This window comes from Nonomuraea fuscirosea (genome assembly GCF_035917475.1).
GTDB classification, from domain to species: Bacteria; Actinomycetota; Actinomycetes; order Streptosporangiales; family Streptosporangiaceae; genus Nonomuraea; species Nonomuraea fuscirosea.
Window position 1 is genome coordinate 5438240 of sequence record NZ_CP109074.1, and the last position, 18694, is coordinate 5456933.

Genomic DNA, 18694 nt, shown 5'->3' on the forward strand with positions numbered 1-18694 from the left:
CCCGTCTCACGGGACCGCGGCATGCGGAAGAGGACTGTGCGAGCTACCGGGCGTCGGACCTGCTGCCGGTCTTGGAGTCGGCGCCGGGGCCGCAGGAGCCGGCCTTGGTGCCCGCCACCTTCCACTCCGACCCCGGGAACGGGCTCATGAAGTGCGTCAGCAGGTCCACCGCGTAGTCGGGCACCTGCCCGCCCGGATCCAGCAGGGAGACCATCTGGGGCCCGTCAGCGCCGCGCAGCGTGATCGTGTTGCCGCCGGTGCCGGCCGCGAAGCCGGGTTTGGCGTCCACGGTCACGCAGGCCAGGCTGATCCCGGCCGCCTTGATCTCCTGCTTGGCCCCGATCCTGCGCATGCGCTGGTCGTAGCGGCGCAGGGCGAGCGAGGTGGCGGGGCCGATCCGGACGGCTTCGCGGAAGACGTCGTCGCCGACCTCTCTGCTCAGCTTGACGTCGAGTTTGACGTCGGGCCGCAGGTTGACGCCCTTGGCGGAGATCGTGACGGTGCCGTAGTTCCCCTCGAAGCCGGGGGCGAGGTAGCCGACGGCCGCGGGCGCCTTCACCCCGAAGGGCACCTTGCCCGGCCTGATGCGCAGCCATGACACGCGCCTGATGCTCACCGCGACGTCCTCGATCGAGCTCTTGGCGAGCCCGAACCGCCCGCCGACGTGGTAGGTGAGGAAGCCCTTGGTGTACGGGACCTCCTTGCTCACCGCGATGCCCTGCGGGGCGACCGGGTCCATGGTGAGCCCGGCGCGCAGTGTGATGCGGCCCGTGGGGACGGGCCTGGAGACCAGGTCGAGGGTGTGGTCGGGGTTGAGCCTGACCGTGGTGTCGGCGGCCAGGTCCTTGACCGCGAACGCCACGTCGCCCAGCCGCCCCGACGGGTCCACCAGGCCGCCCTCGACGCCGAAGTAGCCGTCGAGCGTGCTGGCGCCGCCCTCCGCCTTGTACGTGACGGCCGGCACCTTCAGAGCGGCGGACGAGGCGTCGGCGTCCACGCCGAAGACGGCGGGCACGTCGCCGAAGCGCAGTTCGCCGGTGCCCTTGCCGGGCAGGGTGACCTTGGCGGTGAGGTGCTTGACGGCGGCGGAGTTGCTGACGCGGATCCGGGTCTTGGCCCCGTAGGCGCCTTGAAGTGCCACCTGCGCGGGCACCGGGTCGACGGCGACGTGGCCGCGCAGCCCGGCCGCCTCGGCGTGCAGGTCGAGGGAGCCGAGCGTGGCGGGCGGCTCGATCCGGTACGCGGCCTGCACGGTGTTGCCCCGCCCCACCCCGAACGGCCCGATCGCCATCGAGGTGATCTCGGCCGGCAGCCCGGTCAGGGTGGCCCTGGCCTTGATCGGCACAGGCGACAGGACGCTGCTGGACAGGTAGACGCCGAGGTCGGGCCGCTTGGGCCGGAATCCGGAGAACGCCAGCGTGCGGCCGGTGAGGTCCACCGTGACCTGGTCGGGCAGGCCGGTCACGTCCACGTACCCCTGCAGGCCGAAGCAGCCGCGCTGGGCCAGGCAGAAGGGGCCCTGCGCGCAGCCGGGCGATCCGGCGGCGCAGCCGCCGTCCACCAGCGACACGCCGCCGGGCACGGCGGGCGCGGCCTGCATGCGGGCGAGCGCGGCCTTCTTGCCGAGCCAGGCGCGGGCGCGGACGTCCAGGCGCGAGCCCGCGTAGGAGAGCTTGCCGTCGGCCGAGGTGACGGACAGGCGTCCGGGTACGGGACCGACCGTGCCGAGCAGGCCGAAGCGGTCGTCGCCCCGGACGACGTCGGCGTCCACGGCGATGATCTGCTTGGCCGAGCGGAAGTCGGCGCTGAACCCCTGCGCGGCCGGGCTGAACTCGACGTGCGAGAGCCCGTTGACCAGGACGCTGGCGTCGAGGTCGCCCGTGCCCTGGTCGTAGTGGGCCGCCAGGTGCGGCCCGGTCGGCGACTTGGCGCCGTCGTGGTTGGTGAACGCCAGCTCGGCCGTCTTGACCGGCCCCGACAGGCCGCGGAAGCGGTAGCCGGCGGGGTCCCAGGAGGCGTCGAACCTGGCGGGCACGCCGGTGACCTCGGCGGCGGCCCTGGCGTACCGGTCGCCCAGCTTGACCCGGGCCAGCGCCGACACCTTGGCGACGGGGGCGTCGGAGGTCCAGGTCAGGGTCCTGGCCTTGGTGTCGGCGACGAGTTCGGCGCGCTTGCGCACGCCTTCGACGGTGGCGGTCAGGTCCTCGCCGCCCACCCGCGTCACGTGCGCTTTATTGGCATAAATCGCCATCTCGGCGAGCTTTGCGGACGTGCTGACCTTGACCGTCGCACGCTCCCCCAGCTCCCACGACGCCTTCACGTCGTCGCGCACGCCGAGCAGGGTGCCGTCGATGGTGGGGCCCGACTTGAGGTTCGTGTACGTGGCCCGCACCCGCTTGATCGTGCCGCTGGCCTGGTAGGCCGCCTTCCTGGCGGACGGGTCGAGCGTCACGTCCACGTCCCCGGGCGTGTTGCTGATCTCCAGGCCGGCCACGTGGGTGCGGTCGATGACGGCCGCGCCGACGAACGAGCGCCCGCTGGAGTCCGTCTTCAGATGGGCGTGCGGCGCGGCCCCGTACGTGACGTCGAACCCGGACAGCCCGGACACCAGCCCCGACACGCCGATGGCGGAGCCGTCCTTGATCATGGTGACGTGGCCGCCGCGCGGGGTGGCGACGGCGCCCCCGTTGCGCTGCAGCACGGCGGCGAACCTGCCGATGGGCGAGCTGGACGACTGGGTGATCTGGTGCCGCTCGGGGTCGTTGACCAGGCTCACCCTGGCGGGCAGCTCGCTCAGCTCCGCCTTGAGCACGGTCTTGGCGGCGGCCCGGTCGTAGAAGAGCATGCTCGCCGCGCCGGCGCCCGCGCGACCCGCGCCCGCCGCGACGGCCAGGCTCTGCTTGCCGCCTCCGGCGACGTACTTCGCGGTGAAGGTGCGCGGGACGCGCTCGAGCTCGGCCCGCGTCACCCGGTTCAGCTGACCGTCGCGGTAGTCGAGGTCGTCGACCCGGGCGTGGGCGATGGCGGTCGGGCTGGCGAAGCGGACCTCGCCGTGCGCCAGGCGCACCTTCGCGCTGGTGCCCATGCGGTCGAGCACGGCGTGGGTGAGGCGGCCGCCGCGCAAAGCGACCGCCTCCAGCTTGGCGGGCGCGGAGGCGGCGACGTCGAGGGCGCGCGTGTCGAGGGCGGCGTTCACGGTGAGCCGGGTGGTGGCCGGGGTCTGGCGCATGCTCACGGCGCTGCGGCCGGTCAGGCCGGCGACCATGGCCGCGGACTGCCCCGGCTCCTTGCGCTCGACGACGGCCTTGACCCGCTTGCCGGTCGAGTCCACCGTGAACGTGCCCTTGTCGGAGGCCGACAGCGACGTGCCGCGGCGCAGGCCGTCGAACCCGACCGAGACCTTGCCGTCGTACTCGGCCCAGACCTGCGCCTTCAGGTTCTCCTCGCCGAGCCGCCTGACGGCGAACCGCAGCCCGACCGAGCCTCCGCCGGGATCTGCGGTGGGCACCAGGTCGGCGGCCAGGTCGGGCTTGCCGTCGCCGGTCACGTCGGCGGCCACCGGCAGGCCGACCGGCTGCCTGATCGAGCAGGAGACGGGCACCGTCTCGCTCTCGACGCAGAGCCGGTAGGTCAGCCCGGGCACGGCCTGCCCGAGCGGCTCGAACGACTTGGCGATCGCGGCCAGGGGTTTGCTCAGCCCCAGCGTCGCGGCCTGGGAGGTGTCCGGCAGCATGTCGCCGGGCTTCGGCGTCTGCCTGCCGAGCCCCTGCCCTTCCTGGACGGCGACGGCGGCCGCGGTGATCTCGTTGACGAGCCCCGGACCGGCCGGCGTGGTCACCTCGGGCGTGGCGGGGCCGACCGTGCCGTTCTGGCCGGCCGCGCCGTTCGCGACGGGGCGCAGCGCGAGCGAGTTCTGCCGCGGCACGGTGACGACGGCGGGGGCCGGCTCCCGTACCGCGGGCACGGGCCGCACCTTCTGGGCGGCCGCGGCCTGCGCCCGTACAGGCTGAGTATGTGCCGGTACGGGCCCGGCCTGCGCTCCGACCGGCGGCAGAGCCACGAGGGCGGCGCCGGCAATCGTCGTCGAAGCGAGCACGCGCAGGAGGGCGTGCGGCATGTAGCGTTCTCCCCCGGACCTGGTTAATTCATCCCATCAGAAACATAGGTCACGAGACGACCATACTTCCTCACTTTCCGTCAAACTGCTCTCGACATGGAACTCCAATTTTCTGGGGGATGGGAGGTTTCGCCGCAGGTCGGGCGTTTTTCGGGAAGTTTGGCCAAGTCCGGAGGAGCGGTGGGTCAGGCGATGCGGACGACGATCTTCCCGCGCACTCCCCCGGCCTCCAGCGCCCGGTGCGCGCCGGCGATATCGGAGAGCGGGTACACCGCGTGCACAAGCGGACGGATCGCGCCCTTTTCCACATAACTGGTCAGATCGGCGAAGTCGCGGTGGGTGGGGTCGCCGCTGAAGAAGCGCACCCGCCGGGGGCCGAACACGGCGGAGGCCAGCACGTACGACAGCGACACCACGGGCCGGCCGAGGTCGAAGGCGATCGCCACCATGCGCCCGCCCGGGGTCAGCAGGCGGCGGAAGGGCTCCTGCGCCACACCCCTGGTGTCCAGCACGACGTCGAACGGGCCCAGATCGGCCGGGCCGGTGACCGCGTAGTCGTGGGCCTCGTCCGCGCCGATCCCGCGGACGAAGTCCAGCGTCCCGGCCGAAGCCAGCGCGGTGACGTGGGCGCCGAGGTGCTTGCCCAGCTGGACCGCGACGTTCCCGACGCCGCCGGCCCCGCCGATCACCAGCAGCCGCTCACCCGGACGCAGCCTGGCCTTGTCGCGCAGCGCCGTGACCGCGGTCGTGCCCACGGGCAGGGCCGCCGCCTCGACCAGGTCCATGCCGGCCGGGGCGAGGGAGAGCTGGCGCGGGCGTACGGCCACGTACTCGGCCGTGCTGCCGAAGGTGCGCGACAGCGCGCCCCAGACCCGGTCGCCCACGGCGGGGCCCGGCTGTTTCGAGCGCACCGCGACGACCTTCCCGGCGAAGTCGATGCCCACGAGCTTGGGGAAGCCGCGCTGCATCAGGTCCGTCAGCATCCGCAGCCGGCCCGCGCGGCCGTGCAGCTCACCGCCGTTCACGCTGGTGGCGTGCACCTTGACGAGCACTTCGCCGGGCGCGGGTGACGGCATGGGGCGCCTGCCCTCGTAGAGCACCTCAGGGGGGCCGTACCTGTCGTAGAGGGCCGCGCGCATCTCGTCCATTGTCCTTCTTGTCCCCTCTGCCGGAATCGTCATCAGTGACGCTAACGCGGCAAACGGACGGGGTGCTCCACTTAGGCTAATGTGAGAAACATGCCTGGTCATCCCTCTCGGATAGAGCTCGAACGTGGCACGGATCGGGCCGAACTGCGCGCGGCCGTACACGCCGATCTGCGGGTGCCTCCCCAGGACGGGCCGGGCCCCGACCTGCGGGCCGACGCGCGGCACAACCGCGAGCGGATCCTCGGTGCGGCGCGGGAGGCGTTCGCCACGCGCGGGCTGGACGTGCCGATGGCGGCCATCGCGCGGCGCGCGGGCGTCGGCGTGGCGACGCTCTACCGGCGCTTCCCCTCACGCGAGTCGCTGGTCGTCGAGGTCTTCGCCGACCAGCTCACGGCCTGCGCGTCCACCGTGGACGACGCGTTCGCCGACCCCGACCCGTGGCGGGGCTTCACCACGGCGATCGAGAAGATCTGCGCGATGCAGCTCGCCGACCGGGGGTTCGCCACGGCGTTCATGACGGCGTTCCCCGCCGCGACCGGCTACGAGCACACGCGGGCGCACGCGGAACGGCGCTTCGCCGAGCTGGTACGGCGGGCCAAGGAGGCCGGGCGGCTGCGGGCCGACTTCGACCCGGCCGATCTGGTGCTGCTGCTCAAGGCCGTCTGCGGTGTCACCGCCGACGCCGGCGAGGCCGCGGCGGCTTCTTCGCGCAGGCTGGTGGCCTACCTGCTGCAGTCCTTCGAGGCCGGGCACACCGCCCCCTTGCCGCCCCCGCCCCCGCTCGATCTCGGCCACCTGCACCCGGTGGCACCCCGCTGACTCCCCCACCGCTTCGCGGGACGGAGCGGTCAGTCGCCCAGCGACCGCAGGGCCTGGGCGATGCCGTCGCCGGAGCCGGCCGCGAGCACGTTGCCGTCGCGGTCGCGGGCGATGGCGGTGATCCCGTCGCGGGCGTCGCGGGCCAGGGTGATCGTGGCGTCCGCGGCCAGCAGCCGCTCGGCCACCGGCGGCCGGGCGCCGGCCGTGCCGAGCAGGCGCCGGGCCGCGACCAGCGCGACGACGGGGGTGCGGTGGCGGGTCAGCAGCACGGGCTCGTCGTGCGGCCCGACGGCCTGGCGGACCAGCTCGCCCAGCTTGGACCGGGCGGCCGACAGCGACAGCACCGGCAGTCCGCTGAGCAGCCCGGACAGGTGCGACAGCGGGACCAGCGCGGCCCACTCCCAGCGTTCGCGGGTGATGAGCACGGTCGCGCCGTTGGTGGCGGCGTCCACGAGCGAGCCCCACCGGCCGCGGGCCTCCTCCACGCCGACGGGGGCGCCGAAGCGCGCCTCCAGGTCCTCGTACGGGGGCCGATCCGAGTTGATCATCGCTAGATCGTAAGCCACCTTACAGAAATTGTGCAAGCCGCCTTACAAGCTCTGCGGGACGGTCGTACCCGGGAAGGGCCGGGCGCTCAGTGGAGGCGGTCCAGGGCGGACAGGTCGCCGGGGGTGAGCTCCAGCCGGGCCGCGCCCAGGTTCTCCTCCAGGTGGGCGAGCGACCCCGTGCCGGGCGTCGGCAGGGTGACGGGTGAGACGTGCAGCAGCCAGGCCAGCGCCACCTGCCCCGCACTCGCCCCGTGCCGCCGCGCCACCTCCCGCAGCACCGCCGTCCCCTCCGGTGCCGCGTCGCGGGCGGTCAGGGAGCCGTTGCCCAGGGGGAACCACGGCAGGAAGGCCAGCCCGCGTTCCTCGCACAGCCGCAGCACCGGCTCGGACTCCCGGTCGAGCACGTTGTAGCGGTTCTGGACGGAGGCGATCTCGGTGATCTCCAGCGCCCGCTCCAGCTCATCCGCCGTGACCGTGTCCAGCCCGATGTGCCGGATCTTGCCCTCCCGCCGCAGCTCGGCCAGCGTGCCGAGCTGGTCGGCCGGCGGCACCGCGGGGTCGAGCCGGTGCAGCTGGTACAGGTCGACGGTCTCGGTGCGCAGGCGGCGCAGGCTCGCCTCGCACATGGCGCGCAGCCGTTCCGGCCGCCCGTCGACGTGCCAGACGTTCGGCCCCGTACGGACGACGCCGCCCTTGGTCGCCACCACCACGCCCTCCCGGTACGGGTGCAGCGCCCTGGCCACCAGCTCCTCCGCCAGCGACGGCCCGTAGTTGTCGGCCGTGTCGACGAGGGTGACCCCGCGCTCCACGGCGCGGCGCAGCACGGCCACCGCCTCGGCCGGCTCCATCCTGGGCCCCCAGTATCCGGGCCCGGTGAGCTGCCCGGTGCCGTACCCGAGCCGCCGCACCCGCAGCTCGCCTCCCATGGTGAACTCCTGATCGGTCACCGTTCCCCCTTAGTAGCTGTGACTGGCCGTGACCTCGGCGGAGGCGGACACCGCCCGCCGGGCCCGCCGCCCGCCCCGTTCGAGCACGAGCATGGACAGCGTGTCGACGATGGTGAGGTGGGCCAGGCGGCTGGCGACGGCCTCCATGCCGAAGACGAGGTCCTGCCCGCCGCCGACGAGCGCCCAGGTGCTCAGCTCGGTCAGCGGGGAGCGGGCGTAGCTGGTGATCGCCACCACCCGCGCCCCGGCGGCACGGGCGCGGCGGGCGGTGTCCACGGTGGAGCGGGTGGCGCCGCTGTGGCTGATCGCCAGGCAGACCGAGGAGCCGGGCAGCAGGCCGGCCGCCAGGTGCGCGGTGAGCGGGTCGGGCGGCAGGTCCACCGGCAGGCCGAGGGCCCGCAGCCGGTACGCGGCGTCGGTGGCGGTCGCGCCCGACAGCCCGGTGCCGGCGATCAGCACCCGTGAGGCCCGGCCGAGCGCTTCGGCGGACTCGCGCAGGCCGGTGCGCGACAGCGTGGAGCCGAGCCCGCCGAGCGCCTCGCGCGCCGCCCTGACGGTGGCGGCGAGCACACGGGCCACCGGGTCGGGCTCGTCCTCCGGCTCGGCCTCGCCCGGCGCCTGCCTGGCGGCGGCGATCTTCAGCTCCTGGTAGCCGCCGAACCCCAGCCGCCGGCACGCGCGCACGACGGTGGAGGCGGAGGTGCCGGCCTGGCCGGCGACGTCGCTCACGCTCAGGTGGACGAGCCCGGCTCCCTGGTCGAGCACGACCTGCGCGACCCTGGCCTCGGCGTCGTGCAGCCCGGCGAGGCGGGCACGGACGCGGGCGTCGAGCGAATCCTGTTCCACAGATGGAGGCTAGCAGCGAACGGAATTCCGCCGACGGAAGGGGACTGGCGGCTGATCGTGGCCCCCGGCGGCGGAAAAGCGTTCGAATGTGCCCGCCGCCTGGGCTAACGTGCCGCCGGTGCACGTGTATCTGGAGACCGAGCGGCTGATTCTGCGCCGTTTCACCGAGTCCGACGCCGACGACCTGTTCGCCCTGGACAACGACCCCGACGTCATGCGCTACCTCAACGGCGGCGCGCCGACGCCGCGGGAGGTGATCGACGAGCGCGTCCTGCCGCGCCTCATCGCCGGCGGGTTCTTCGCCGCCCTGGAGAAGCCGGCGGGCCGGTTCCTAGGCTGGTTCCACCTGCGGACGGTCGAGGGCCGGCCGCCGGACGAGCTCGAACTGGGCTACCGGCTGCGCAAGGAGGCCTGGGGGCGGGGGTTCGCGACCGAGGGATCGGTCGCGTTGATCGATAAGGCGTTCGCCGAGCTGGGCGCCGGACGGGTGTTCGCCCAGACGATGGCGGTCAACCTCGGGTCGCGGCGGGTGATGGAGAAGTGCGGGCTGCGCTTCGCGCGCACGTTCCAGATCGACTGGCCCGACCCGATCGAGGGCTCGGAGCAGGGCGAGGTGGAGTACGAGCTGCTGCGCTCCGCATGGGAGGCCGCGCGCAGCTGATCGGCGGCCCAACCTGGTGCACTGGTCGGACCAGTCGCTAGGGTGCCTCGTATGGGATATGACGCGCTGTTCCGCCTGGATGGGCGGCGGGCCGTGGTGATCGGGGCGGGAAGCGGGATCGGCAGGGAGTCCGCGCTGGCGCTGGCCGCCCACGGCGCCTCCGTGGTGTGCGCGGACCGGAACCTGGAGGCCGCCAGGGAGACCGCCGACGGCTGCGGCGGGGACGCCCGCCTGGTCGACGTGCTGGACGCCGAGGCGGTGCGCGAGCTCGCCGCGGAGCAGCCGGCCGACGTGCTCGTGTTCACGGCGGCCACGAACGTGCGCAAGCGGCTGCTCGACTACACCGGCGAGGAGTTCGACCGGGTGGTGGCGCTGAACCTGCGGGCCTCGTTCGACGTGGTGCGCGCGTTCGGGGCGGGCATGGTCGAGCGGGGACGCGGATCGATCATTGGCTTCGCCTCGATCCGGGCCTCGGTCACCGAGCCGGGCCAGAGCGTCTACTCGGCCACGAAGGCCGGGCTGGTGCAGCTGCTGCGCACGGCCGCGGCCGAGTTCGGGCCGCACGGGGTCCGGGTCAACGCCATCGCGCCGGGTGTGGTGGAGACGCCGCTGACCCGGCAGATCCAGGACGATGCCGGTTGGTACGAGGCGTACTCGGCCAAGTCCCCTCTCGGCCGGTGGGCCAGGGCGGACGAGATGGCCGGCGCGGTGGTCTACCTGGCGAGCGAGGCGGCCAGCTTCGTCACCGGCTCCGTCCTGTACGTGGACGGCGGCTGGACGGCCGTGGACGGCCGCTTCGACCCACCGAACTGACCCCAGGTCTGACCGCCTCCTGGGGCGTGCCCGGCCGCCGCCCGCCCCCACCGGCCACCTTCCGGCCGGGCGGGGGTCAGGGGCGGATGATGGCCATCTTGGTGACGGTGAGTTCCTCGATGGCGAACCTGGGGCCCTCGCGGCCGATGCCCGAGTCCTTGACGCCCCCGTACGGCATGTTGTCGGCCCTGAAGCCCGGCACCTCGTTCACCACCACGCCCCCGGCGTCGATGCGTTCGATCGCCGCGAACGCCGTGGCCAGCGAGCGGGTGAAGACGGAGGCGTGCAGGCCGTACCGGGAGCGGTTGACCGCGGCGAAGGCGGCGTCGAGGCCGGGCACCGGGCGCACGCACACGACGGGACCGAAGATCTCCTCGTCCCAGGCGGCGGCCCCGTCCGGCACGCCGGACAGGACGGTCGGCGCGATGGCCCGGCCGTCGCGGTGCCCGCCGGTGACCACCTCGGCCCCGGACTCCTCGATCCAGGCGAGGACGCGGTCGGTGGCGGCCTCGTCGATGAGCGGCGCCACGCGGGTCCCGGGCAGGCGCGGGTCGCCGGTCGTCACGCCCTTGACGCGGTCGGCCAGCAGGGACAGGAACTCCTCGCGTACGGGCTCCTCGACCAGCACCCGCTGCACCGCGATGCACGCCTGGCCCGAGGCGTAGTAGCCGCCGCGCACGACGGCGTCGGCGGCGGCCTCAAGGTCGGCGTCCGCGGCCACGATGAGGGCCGCGTTCGAGCCGAGCTCCAGCAGCACCTTGGTCGGGGCGGCGGAGCGGGCGATGGCGTGGCCGGCGGCGGCCGAGCCGGTGAAGGAGACGGCGCCGATCCGCCGGTCCTCGACGAGCGTCCGGCCGACCTCGACGTCGCCGGTGACGAGCTGGACGGCGGCCGGCGGCAGGACGCCGGACGAGCGCAGCAGGTGCACCAGCCAGAGGGTGGCCAGCGGGGTGGCCGGGGCCGGCTTGACGATCACGGGGCAGCCGGCGGCGACGGCCGGGGCGATCTTGTGCGCGGCCAGGAGAAGCGGGTAGTTGAAGCCGGTGATGCCGACGACCACGCCGGCGGGCCGCCGCGTCCAGAAGCCGATCAGGCCCTCGCCGGCGGGCAGCAGGTCCAGCGGGACGGTCTCGCCGTGCAGCCGGGCCACCTCCTCGGCGGCCGTGGCGAGCGTGACGAGCGTCCTGGCCACCTCGACCCGGCAGTCCACCAGCGGTTTGCCGGTTTCGAGCACCAGCAGCCGCTCGAACTCCTCCCGGCCGGCCGCGACGGCGTCGTGCGCGGCCATGAGGGCGGTGCGGCGGGCGTGCGAGGGCAGGGCGGCCATGGCGGGGGCGGCGGCGAGCGCCTCGTCGAGGGCCTGCCGCGCGTGCTCGGGCGTGCCGAGCGGGGCGGCGGCCACCGTGGAGCCGTCGTAGGGGAAGATCACGTCGGTGGTGGCGGCGGTCTCCACCCATCCCCCGCCGACGGGCAGCCCGCCGGGCCAGTTCTGTTTCATGGCGGCCTCCAATGGCTCGTGGGTGGCGCTCTCGCGGGCGGCGTTCCCGTGGGTGGTGGTCTTCTCGTCGGGGCCGGGCCGGTCTGTGGTCATGGCCGTCTCCGCAGGGCGCTCGGGAACACGTCGAGGTACGCGGGCGCGCCCTCGCGGCCGGTGGCGGCCAGGACGGCGTGCGCGACGGCCCGGCTGAACACGTCCGCCGCCACCGCCAGGACGTCCTGGAAGGCGTCGTGGCCGGGGACGGGACGGGCGCAGGTGGCCAGGCCGAAGATGGTGTCGCCGTCGGTCATGGTGTGGGCCGGCCTGATCGCCCTGGCCAGGCCGTCGTGCGCGACCGCGGCGAGCTTGCCGCACTGGGCCTTGGTGAGGGTCAGGTCGGTGGCGGCGACGCCGATCGTGGTGTTGAAGGCGGGCGCCTTCTCGGGCCGCCACGCCTCCGCCTCGCGCGCGTCGGGCGGCCGGAGATGGCCGAACTCGCCCGGCAGCCCGTACCTGACGCCGGCCAGGGTGGCGTCCCGGGGGTCCAGGACCGAGCCGGCGGGGTTGACGACGGCCAGCGCGGCCACGGTCGTGCCGTCGGGCAGGACGACGCTCGCCGTCCCCACGCCTCCGGCCAGCCCGCCCGCCACCGCCCCGGTCCCGGCCCCGACGGACCCGCTCGCCGCCGCGGGCGCCGTCCCTTGGGAGAACGACGTCCCGGCATCGGGCGCGCCAGGGGCACGAGAGCCGCAGGCGGCGTCGTAGGCGGCGGCGCCCAGGTCGGCGTCGGGGGTGGCGCGGAAGGCGCCGCCGCGGCCCAGGTCGAAGATGACGGCGGCGGGGACGATCGGGACCGCGCCCGCCGCCACCGGATACCCCGCCCCCGCGTCCGCGAGCCGGTCCATCACCCCGCAGGCCGCCCCCAGCCCGAACGAGCTGCCGCCCGACAGCACCACCGCGTGCACCCGTTCCACCAGGTTGCGCGGGTCGAGCAGTTCGGTCTCCCGCGTCCCCGGGGCGGCCCCGCGCACGTCCACGCCCGCGACGGCCCCGTCGGAGGGCGCGAGGACGACGGTGGTGCCGGTGCGGTAGCCGCCGCCGACCCGGTGCGCGTGCCCCACCCGGAGCCCCGCGACGTCGATCAGGGAGTTCGTCGGCCCGGCCCGCATCAGTGGTCGCCGGTCAGGAAGCGGCGGGCCGCCTCGGCGAACACCCGGGTGCAGCGCACGATCTCGTCGATCTCCACGTACTCGTCCGCCTGGTGCGCGATCCACTTGCCGCCGGGCCCGTACACGACGGACGGGATGCCGCCCCAGTGCGTCAGCACGGTCCCGTCGGTCGAGCCGGGCACGCCGCCGTACACCGGCTCCTCCCCTGTCACCGTCCGGTGGGCGGCGGCCAGCGCGGCCACGACCGGGTCGGTCACGGGGACGTCCACCGGCGGCCGGTCCACCAGCACGGACACCTCGGCGGTGACGCCGTCGCCGCCGGCCAGCGCGGCCACCCGGTCGGCGATCTCCTTGTGCTCGGCGCCGGGGATGGTGCGCACGTCCACGAAGACCGAGGCGACCGCGGGGATGACGTTGACCTGCTCCTCGGTGCCGGCCCGCAGCACGGTCGGGGTCACGTACACCTCGCCGAGGTGCTCGTGCGCGGGATGGCGGGCCTGCAGCTCCTCCTGCAGCGTACGCAGCGCGACCAGCAGCGATCCGGCGGCCTGGATGGGGTTGCGGCCGTGCTGGGGCATCGCGCCGTGCGCCATCTTGCCGGTCAGGTCCACCCGCAGCCGCAGCGCGCCCTTGGCGACGGCGCAGATCTCGCCCGCCTCGGGCTCGGCCACGATGGCGCCGTCGACGCCGGCGGTCAGGCCGGAGGAGACGAAGTGGTGGGCGCCGATCATCAGGCCCTCCTCGTCGGCCAGCGCGCACACCTTGATCCGACCGGGGAACGGTCCAGCGAGCTGGAGCGCGCGGGTGGCGTAGAGGGTGGCGGCCAGGCCGGACTTCATGTCGGCGCTGCCCCGCCCCCACAGCCTGCCGTCGCGGATCTCCCCGCCGAACGGGTCCACGGTCCAGGCGGACAGGTCGCCCTCGGTCACCACGTCGGTGTGGCCCTCGAACATGAGGGTCGGCCCGTCGCCGCCGCCGCCCTCGACCACGGCCACCACGTTCGGCCGGCCGGGCGCGGCCTCGTACACGACCGGTTCCCAGCCCCACTCGCGCATCTTGGCCTCGACCAGTTCGGCGGCGGGCCGCTCGCTGCGCCCGCGCGCGGGGTCGTTGGTGCTGGGCACGCGCACCAGCGCCCGGGTGAACTCCACCACTCCGTCGGCATCGACGTCGATCATGCAAACCCCTCCAGAGTCGGTACGGCCGCCAGCAGCTCCCGCGTGTACGGGTGGGCGGGCTCGGCCCAGACGTCGTCCACCAGGCCCCCTTCCACGATCTCCCCTTGGCGCATGACGGACACGGTCTCGCACACGTGCCGCACCACGGACAGGTCGTGGGAGACGAACACGAGGGTGAGCCCCAGCTCGTCGACGAGGTCGGCCAGCAGGTTGAGTATCTGCCCGCGGACGGAGACGTCCAGTGCGCTGACCGGCTCGTCGGCGACCAGCACCTTCGGCCGGGGCGCGAGCGCGCGGGCGATGGCGATGCGCTGCCGCTGCCCGCCGGAGAACTGGTGCGGGTAGCGGCCGGCCGCCTCGGCGGGCAGGCCGACCGCGTCGAGCAGCTCCGCGACCCGGTCGCCGACCGGCAGGCCGAGCGCGGTCAGCGGCTCGGCGACGAGGTCGCGCACGCGCATGCGCGGGTCGAGCGAGCTCATCGGGTCCTGGAAGACGATCTGCAGGTTCTCGCGCAGGAAGCGCAGCCGCCGTTCCGGACGGCCGGTGATCTCCTGGCCGTCGAAGCGGATGGAGCCGCTGGTGGGCTGGTCGAGCGCGCACAGCAGGCGCAGCAGGGTGGACTTGCCCGACCCCGACTCGCCGACGATGCCGTGGCGTTCGCCGCGCCGCACGGTCAGGGAGACGTCACGCAGGGCGTGGACGGCGGCGCCCGGCCTGGTCAGTGAGGTGCGGGGGCGGTGGTAGACGCGGTTGAGCCGCTCCGCTGTCATCAGGGCGTCAGTCTGCTGGGTGCCAGCATGCGAAGGCATGGCCGTCTCCTGTCAGCGCCGGGAGCGTCTCGCACTCGGGGGTGGTGTGCGGGCAGCGGTTCCTGAACACGCAGCCGCCGGGGAAGCGCCCGGCCGCGGGGACGCCGCCCTCGATGACGGGCAGGCGGGTGCCGCGCGGGGTGAGTTTCGAGGCGGCCAGCAGCCCCTGCGTGTAGCGGTGGCGGGGGCGGGTGAAGACCTCGCCGATGGGGCCGGACTCGACGACGCGGCCGCCGTACATGACCAGGACCCGCTCGCAGACGGAGGCGACGACGGCGAGGTCGTGGGTGATGAACAGCAGCGCGGGCGCGACCTCGGCGATCAGCTCCAGCATCTGTTTCTGCACGGTGACGTCGAGCGCGGTGGTGGGCTCGTCGCAGATGAGCAGCCGGGGCTCGTTGGCCAGGGCGATGGCCAGCATGACGCGCTGGCGCTGGCCGCCGGAGAGCTGGTGCGGGTACGCGCGGGCGATCTGGGCGGGTTCGGGCAGGCGGACGCGTTCGAGCAGCTCGGCCGAGCGCGCCCTGGCCTCCTGGCGGGAGCGGCCGTGCAGGGTCATGACCTCGGCGACCTGGGCACCGATCCGCATGAGCGGGTTGAGCGCGGTCATGGGCTCCTGGAAGACCATGGACAGCTCGTCGCCGCGCAGGCCCTTGATCCGGCTCTCCGGCACCCCGACCAGGTCGCGCTCGCCGAGCCTGGCCCGGCCGGCGGCGGTGACGCCTTCGGGGAGCAGGCCCATGAGCGACAGGGCGGTCAGCGACTTGCCCGACCCGGACTCGCCGATCAGGCCGACCCGCTCGCCGGGCGCGATGGCGAAGGAGACGTCGTGGACGAGGTCGGTGGCGTCCGCGCGGACGGTCAGGCCCTCAACGCTCAGCACGGATCCTCCTGAGCTTGGGGTCGAGGAAGTCGCGCAGGCCGTCGCCGAGCAGGTTGAAGCCCAGCACCGCGAGGGCGATGGCGATGCCCGGCCACAGGGCCAGGCGCGGGGTGGAGAAGAGCAGTTCCTGCGACTCCTGCAACATCCGGCCCCACGACGGGGTCGGCGGGCGGGTGCCGAAGCCGAGGAACGACAGCGCCGCCTCGGCCAGGATGGCGATCGCGAACGACACCGACGCCTGCACGATGAGCATGGAGCCGATGTTCGGCAGCACGTGGCGCAGGGCGATGGCGCCGCGGCGGCGTCCGGCGGCCCTGGCGGCCAGGATGTAGTCGGTCACCATGACCTGGAGTGTGGCGGCGCGGGCCACGCGGGCGAACGCGGGCACGGTGGCGACGCCGATGGCGATCATCGCGGTGAGCGTGCCGGCCCCGTACACGGCGCCGAGCATGACGGCCAGCAGCAGCGCGGGGAAGGCGAACACGAGGTCGTTGACCCGCATGATCAGCTCGGACAGCCAGCCGCGCGGCGTCATCCCGGCGGCCATTCCGAGCGGCACGCCGAGCGCGGCGGCGATGCCGACCGCGACGACGCCGACGTAGAGGGTGGTGCGGGCGCCGACCATGAGCTGGCTGAAGGTGTCGCGGCCGAACTTGTCGGCCCCGAGCAGGTAGCCGCCGCCGGGTTCGCGCAGCTTGTTGGCGGCGTCCACGAGGGTGGGGTCGTGCGGGGTCCAGAAGAACGAGACCAGCGCCGTGAGGACGACGAGCGCGACGAGCGCGCCGCCGGCGAGCAGCCCGGCGTTCATCCGGCCGCGGTTCGCCTTCGCGGAGGTCCGGCGGCTCATCGCAGCCTCGGGTCGAGCAGGTGGTAGGTCACGTCCACCACGAAGTTGATCAGCAGTACGGCGGCCACCAGGACCATCACCACGCCTTGGACGAGCAGCAGGTCGCGCCCGGCGACGCCGTTGAGCAGCAGGTCGCCGAGGCCGGGGATGACGAAGACGCGCTCGACGACGACCGCGCCGATCAGCAGGGTGGCCAGTTGCAGGCCGAGCACGGTGACGACGGGGATCGAGGCGTTGCGCAGCCCGTGCCGCCACAGCGCGCCGGTGCTGCCCCGTCCCTTGGCGCGGGCGGTGCGCAGGTAGTCCTCGCGCATGACGTCGAGCACGGCGCTGCGGACGTAACGGGTGAGCACCGCGCCCTGGACGAGCCCGAGCGACAGCCAGGGCAGCAGCAGGCTGCGCAGCCACTCACCCGGGCTCTCCGCGATCGGCACGTAGCCGCCGGACGGCAGCGCCTGGGCCTGCACCGCGAAGACGAAGACGAGCAGGATGCCGGCCAGGAAGGCCGGGACGGCGATGCCGAGCTGGCTGGCCGCGCTGATCGCCGCGCCGAGCGGGTCGCGGTGCCGTACGGCGGCGAACGTGCCCAGCGGCACCGCCAGCACCAGCGCCACCACCATGCCGCCGAGCACGAGCACGAGCGTGACGCCGAGCCGGTCGCCGATCTGCGGCCCGATGGGGGAACTGGTCACGTAGGAGGTGCCGAAGTCGCCCTGGAGCAGGCCGCCGGCCCAGTCGAGGAACTGCGCGACGGCGGGCCGGTCGGTGCCGAACTGCTTGCGCAGCTCGGCCACCGCGTCGGGGGTGGCGTTGACGCCGAGCGCGATCTCGGCGGGGTCGCCGGGCAGCACGGCCATGAACGCGAACACCGCCACCGCGGCCACGGCGGTGCTCGCTAGCAGGACGGCGAGCCTTTTGAGCAGGTAGAGGATCACTGTTTGGCGAGCGCGGTGAAGTCGAAGGACTCCGCGATGGCGTTCTTCGGCAGCCCGGTGACGCCCTTCTTCGCCACGATGAGGTTGGGGAAGAGGAAGAGCCAGTCGGCCGCGGCGTCGTCGGACAGGAGCTTGGCGGCCTGCTTGAGGTCGTCGGTCTGCTCCTGCTCGGTGCCCTCGTCGGCGGCGGCGAGGAGCTTGCCGAACTCGGGGTTGTCGTAGCGGAAGTAGTACGACTTATCGGCAAAAATCCCCATGTCGCGGGGTTCGACGTGGTTGATGATCGACAGGTCGTAGTCGCCCTTGGTGAACACCTGGTCCAGCCAGCGGGCCGGGAACTCCAGCGGCTCGATCTCGGCGTTGATCCCCACCTGGGCCAGCTGCGACTTGACGACCTGGGCGCTGTTGACCGCGTACGGGAGGTTGGGGATGCGCATCTTGACGTTGTACGTCTTGCCGCCGAGCAGCTGCTTGGCCTTGGCCGGGTCGTAGGGGTAGTCGCCGGTGCGGTCCTCGTACCAGGGGTCGGTGGGCGCCGTCATCGAGCCGATGAGCTGCCCGCGCCCGGCCCAGGCGGTGTCGAGCAGCGCCTTGTGGTCGATGGCGTGCCTGACCGCCTGGCGTACGGCCTTGTCGTCGAACGGCGGGCGGCCGTTGTTCATCGACAGCACGACCTCTCCGTTCGTGGTGCCCTCGACGGTCTCGAACCGGCCGGGGTCGGCGAACTGCTGCAGCGACTCGGGCGCCTGCACGCTGGAGATGACGTCGATGCCGCCGGTCAGCAGCGCGTTGTTCATCGCCGTGGCGTCCTTGAAGTACTTCAGCGTGATGGCGCCCAGCGGCGGTTTCGTGCCCCAGTAGGAGGGGTTGGCGGCGAGCTGGATGGAGTCGCCGCGGCGCCACGAGCTCAGCACGTAGGGGCCGGTGCCGACGGGCTTGTTGGCCAGGTCGGCCACGCCGGTGCGGCTGAACATGGCGCCGAGCCTGGTGGCCATCGAGTAGAGGAAGCCGTTGCTGGGCCGCTTGAGCGTGACGACGGCGGTCGCGTCGTCCTTCTTCTCGACCTTGTCGATGACGTCGAGCTGCGACTTGATCTTGAGCTTCCAGTCCGACTTGACCCGGTCGAGGGAGAACGTCACGTCGTCGGCGGTGAACGGCGCGCCGCCGCTGAACTTCACGTTCTTGCGCAGCGTGAACGTGTAGGTCTTGCGGTCGGGCGAGACGTCCCACTTCTCGGCGAGCAGGGGCACGATCTCGCCGTTCTGGTCGAGCTTGACCAGGCCCTCGTAGACGTTGACGAGCAGCGCCTGCGGGATGGCCGCGCCCTCGGTCGAGGTGAAGTCGAGATTCGCCGGCTCGGCCACGAATCCGACGGACAGCGACTGGGCCTTGGGGGTGCCGCCGGTGCCGGCGCTCCCGTTCCCCGATCCGCCGCCGCAGGCGGCGGTGGCCAGCAGGAGACCGCCGGCGGCGATCCAGATGCCGATTCGCCTCATG

General features: G+C 73.5%; 16 protein-coding genes. 3 read left to right on the forward strand and 13 right to left on the reverse strand.

What is annotated here, in order from left to right; all coding sequences use genetic code 11:
* Nucleotides 1–43: 43 nt before the first annotated feature.
* Both OIE67_RS24880 and OIE67_RS24885 read right to left on the reverse strand, forming a co-directional pair.
* Nucleotides 44–4117 (reverse strand): hypothetical protein, encoded by a 4074-nt coding sequence (locus OIE67_RS24880; RefSeq protein ID WP_326644273.1) that lies wholly within the window; start codon nt 4115–4117, stop codon nt 44–46.
* Between the two features lie 185 nt (nt 4118–4302).
* Entirely contained in the window at nt 4303–5256 is a 954-nt protein-coding gene (locus OIE67_RS24885) for an NAD(P)-dependent alcohol dehydrogenase (RefSeq protein WP_326645458.1), read from the reverse strand.
* Nucleotides 5257–5355: 99 nt separating this feature from the next.
* Between OIE67_RS24885 and OIE67_RS24890 the strand changes: the two genes are divergently transcribed.
* The gene (locus tag OIE67_RS24890) at nt 5356–6084 is read left to right on the forward strand and encodes a TetR/AcrR family transcriptional regulator (protein WP_326644275.1); all 729 of its coding nucleotides are present in this window, start codon (nt 5356–5358) and stop codon (nt 6082–6084) included.
* Between the two features lie 29 nt (nt 6085–6113).
* Here the strand turns inward: OIE67_RS24890 and OIE67_RS24895 are convergent, their stop codons facing one another.
* The 3 genes from OIE67_RS24895 to OIE67_RS24905 all read right to left on the reverse strand — a co-directional run bounded on the left by OIE67_RS24895 (nt 6114) and on the right by OIE67_RS24905 (nt 8425).
* The gene (locus OIE67_RS24895; RefSeq protein ID WP_326644277.1) at nt 6114–6632 is read right to left on the reverse strand and encodes a hypothetical protein; all 519 of its coding nucleotides are present in this window, start codon (nt 6630–6632) and stop codon (nt 6114–6116) included.
* Between the two features lie 86 nt (nt 6633–6718).
* Nucleotides 6719–7558, reverse strand: a complete 840-nt coding sequence (locus OIE67_RS24900) for an aldo/keto reductase (RefSeq protein ID WP_326645460.1) — start codon at nt 7556–7558, stop codon at nt 6719–6721.
* A 30-nt stretch (nt 7559–7588) separates the two neighbouring features.
* Nucleotides 7589–8425: a MurR/RpiR family transcriptional regulator gene (locus OIE67_RS24905; protein WP_326644279.1), complete on the reverse strand. Its 837-nt coding sequence runs from the start codon at nt 8423–8425 to the stop codon at nt 7589–7591.
* A gap of 118 nt (nt 8426–8543) precedes the next feature.
* On the opposite strand from OIE67_RS24905, the gene OIE67_RS24910 reads away from it, so the two are divergent.
* On the forward strand, nt 8544–9086 hold the full coding sequence (locus tag OIE67_RS24910; protein ID WP_326644282.1) for a GNAT family N-acetyltransferase: 543 nt from the start codon (nt 8544–8546) through the stop codon (nt 9084–9086).
* Between the two features lie 51 nt (nt 9087–9137).
* Nucleotides 9138–9899, forward strand: coding sequence for an SDR family NAD(P)-dependent oxidoreductase (locus OIE67_RS24915; protein WP_326644284.1), 762 nt, complete (start codon nt 9138–9140; stop codon nt 9897–9899).
* Nucleotides 9900–9975: 76 nt separating this feature from the next.
* Here OIE67_RS24915 and OIE67_RS24920 read toward each other — a convergent pair whose 3' ends face one another.
* Genes OIE67_RS24920 through OIE67_RS24955 form a run of 8 tightly spaced genes read right to left on the reverse strand, consistent with a single transcriptional unit; the run spans nt 9976 to nt 18693 of the window.
* On the reverse strand, nt 9976–11490 hold the full coding sequence (locus OIE67_RS24920) for an aldehyde dehydrogenase family protein (protein ID WP_326644286.1): 1515 nt from the start codon (nt 11488–11490) through the stop codon (nt 9976–9978).
* Nucleotides 11487–12545, reverse strand: a complete 1059-nt coding sequence (locus tag OIE67_RS24925) for a P1 family peptidase (protein WP_326644288.1) — start codon at nt 12543–12545, stop codon at nt 11487–11489. The genes OIE67_RS24920 and OIE67_RS24925 overlap by 4 nt, the downstream gene beginning before the upstream one ends.
* Complete coding sequence (locus OIE67_RS24930; protein WP_326644290.1) at nt 12545–13723, reverse strand: M20 family metallopeptidase; 1179 nt, start codon at nt 13721–13723, stop codon at nt 12545–12547. Before OIE67_RS24930 ends, OIE67_RS24925 begins: the two co-directional genes overlap by 1 nt.
* Nucleotides 13720–14532 (reverse strand): ATP-binding cassette domain-containing protein, encoded by an 813-nt coding sequence (locus OIE67_RS24935; protein ID WP_326644292.1) that lies wholly within the window; start codon nt 14530–14532, stop codon nt 13720–13722. The genes OIE67_RS24930 and OIE67_RS24935 overlap by 4 nt, the downstream gene beginning before the upstream one ends.
* On the reverse strand, nt 14501–15415 hold the full coding sequence (locus OIE67_RS24940; protein ID WP_326644294.1) for an ABC transporter ATP-binding protein: 915 nt from the start codon (nt 15413–15415) through the stop codon (nt 14501–14503). Before OIE67_RS24940 ends, OIE67_RS24935 begins: the two co-directional genes overlap by 32 nt.
* Complete coding sequence (locus tag OIE67_RS24945; protein WP_326644296.1) at nt 15402–16262, reverse strand: ABC transporter permease; 861 nt, start codon at nt 16260–16262, stop codon at nt 15402–15404. The genes OIE67_RS24940 and OIE67_RS24945 overlap by 14 nt, the downstream gene beginning before the upstream one ends.
* The gene (locus OIE67_RS24950; RefSeq protein ID WP_326644298.1) at nt 16259–17197 is read right to left on the reverse strand and encodes an ABC transporter permease; all 939 of its coding nucleotides are present in this window, start codon (nt 17195–17197) and stop codon (nt 16259–16261) included. Before OIE67_RS24950 ends, OIE67_RS24945 begins: the two co-directional genes overlap by 4 nt.
* The gene (locus OIE67_RS24955; RefSeq protein WP_326644299.1) at nt 17194–18693 is read right to left on the reverse strand and encodes an ABC transporter substrate-binding protein; all 1500 of its coding nucleotides are present in this window, start codon (nt 18691–18693) and stop codon (nt 17194–17196) included. Before OIE67_RS24955 ends, OIE67_RS24950 begins: the two co-directional genes overlap by 4 nt.
* Between the last annotated feature and the right edge of the window lies 1 nt (nt 18694).

Coding starts and splice junctions, on each gene's coding strand:
- OIE67_RS24915 (WP_326644284.1), top strand. CDS start 9,138: ATGGGATATGACGCGCTGTTCCGCCTGGATGGGCGGCGGGCCGTGGTG.
- OIE67_RS24935 (WP_326644292.1), bottom strand. CDS start 14,532: ATGCCTTCGCATGCTGGCACCCAGCAGACTGACGCCCTGATGACAGCG.
- OIE67_RS24880 (WP_326644273.1), bottom strand. CDS start 4,117: ATGCCGCACGCCCTCCTGCGCGTGCTCGCTTCGACGACGATTGCCGGC.
- OIE67_RS24955 (WP_326644299.1), bottom strand. CDS start 18,693: ATGAGGCGAATCGGCATCTGGATCGCCGCCGGCGGTCTCCTGCTGGCC.
- OIE67_RS24945 (WP_326644296.1), bottom strand. CDS start 16,262: ATGAGCCGCCGGACCTCCGCGAAGGCGAACCGCGGCCGGATGAACGCC.
- OIE67_RS24885 (WP_326645458.1), bottom strand. CDS start 5,256: ATGCGCGCGGCCCTCTACGACAGGTACGGCCCCCCTGAGGTGCTCTAC.
- OIE67_RS24930 (WP_326644290.1), bottom strand. CDS start 13,723: ATGATCGACGTCGATGCCGACGGAGTGGTGGAGTTCACCCGGGCGCTG.
- OIE67_RS24900 (WP_326645460.1), bottom strand. CDS start 7,558: ATGGGAGGCGAGCTGCGGGTGCGGCGGCTCGGGTACGGCACCGGGCAG.
- OIE67_RS24890 (WP_326644275.1), top strand. CDS start 5,356: ATGCCTGGTCATCCCTCTCGGATAGAGCTCGAACGTGGCACGGATCGG.
- OIE67_RS24925 (WP_326644288.1), bottom strand. CDS start 12,545: ATGCGGGCCGGGCCGACGAACTCCCTGATCGACGTCGCGGGGCTCCGG.
- OIE67_RS24920 (WP_326644286.1), bottom strand. CDS start 11,490: ATGACCACAGACCGGCCCGGCCCCGACGAGAAGACCACCACCCACGGG.
- OIE67_RS24895 (WP_326644277.1), bottom strand. CDS start 6,632: ATGATCAACTCGGATCGGCCCCCGTACGAGGACCTGGAGGCGCGCTTC.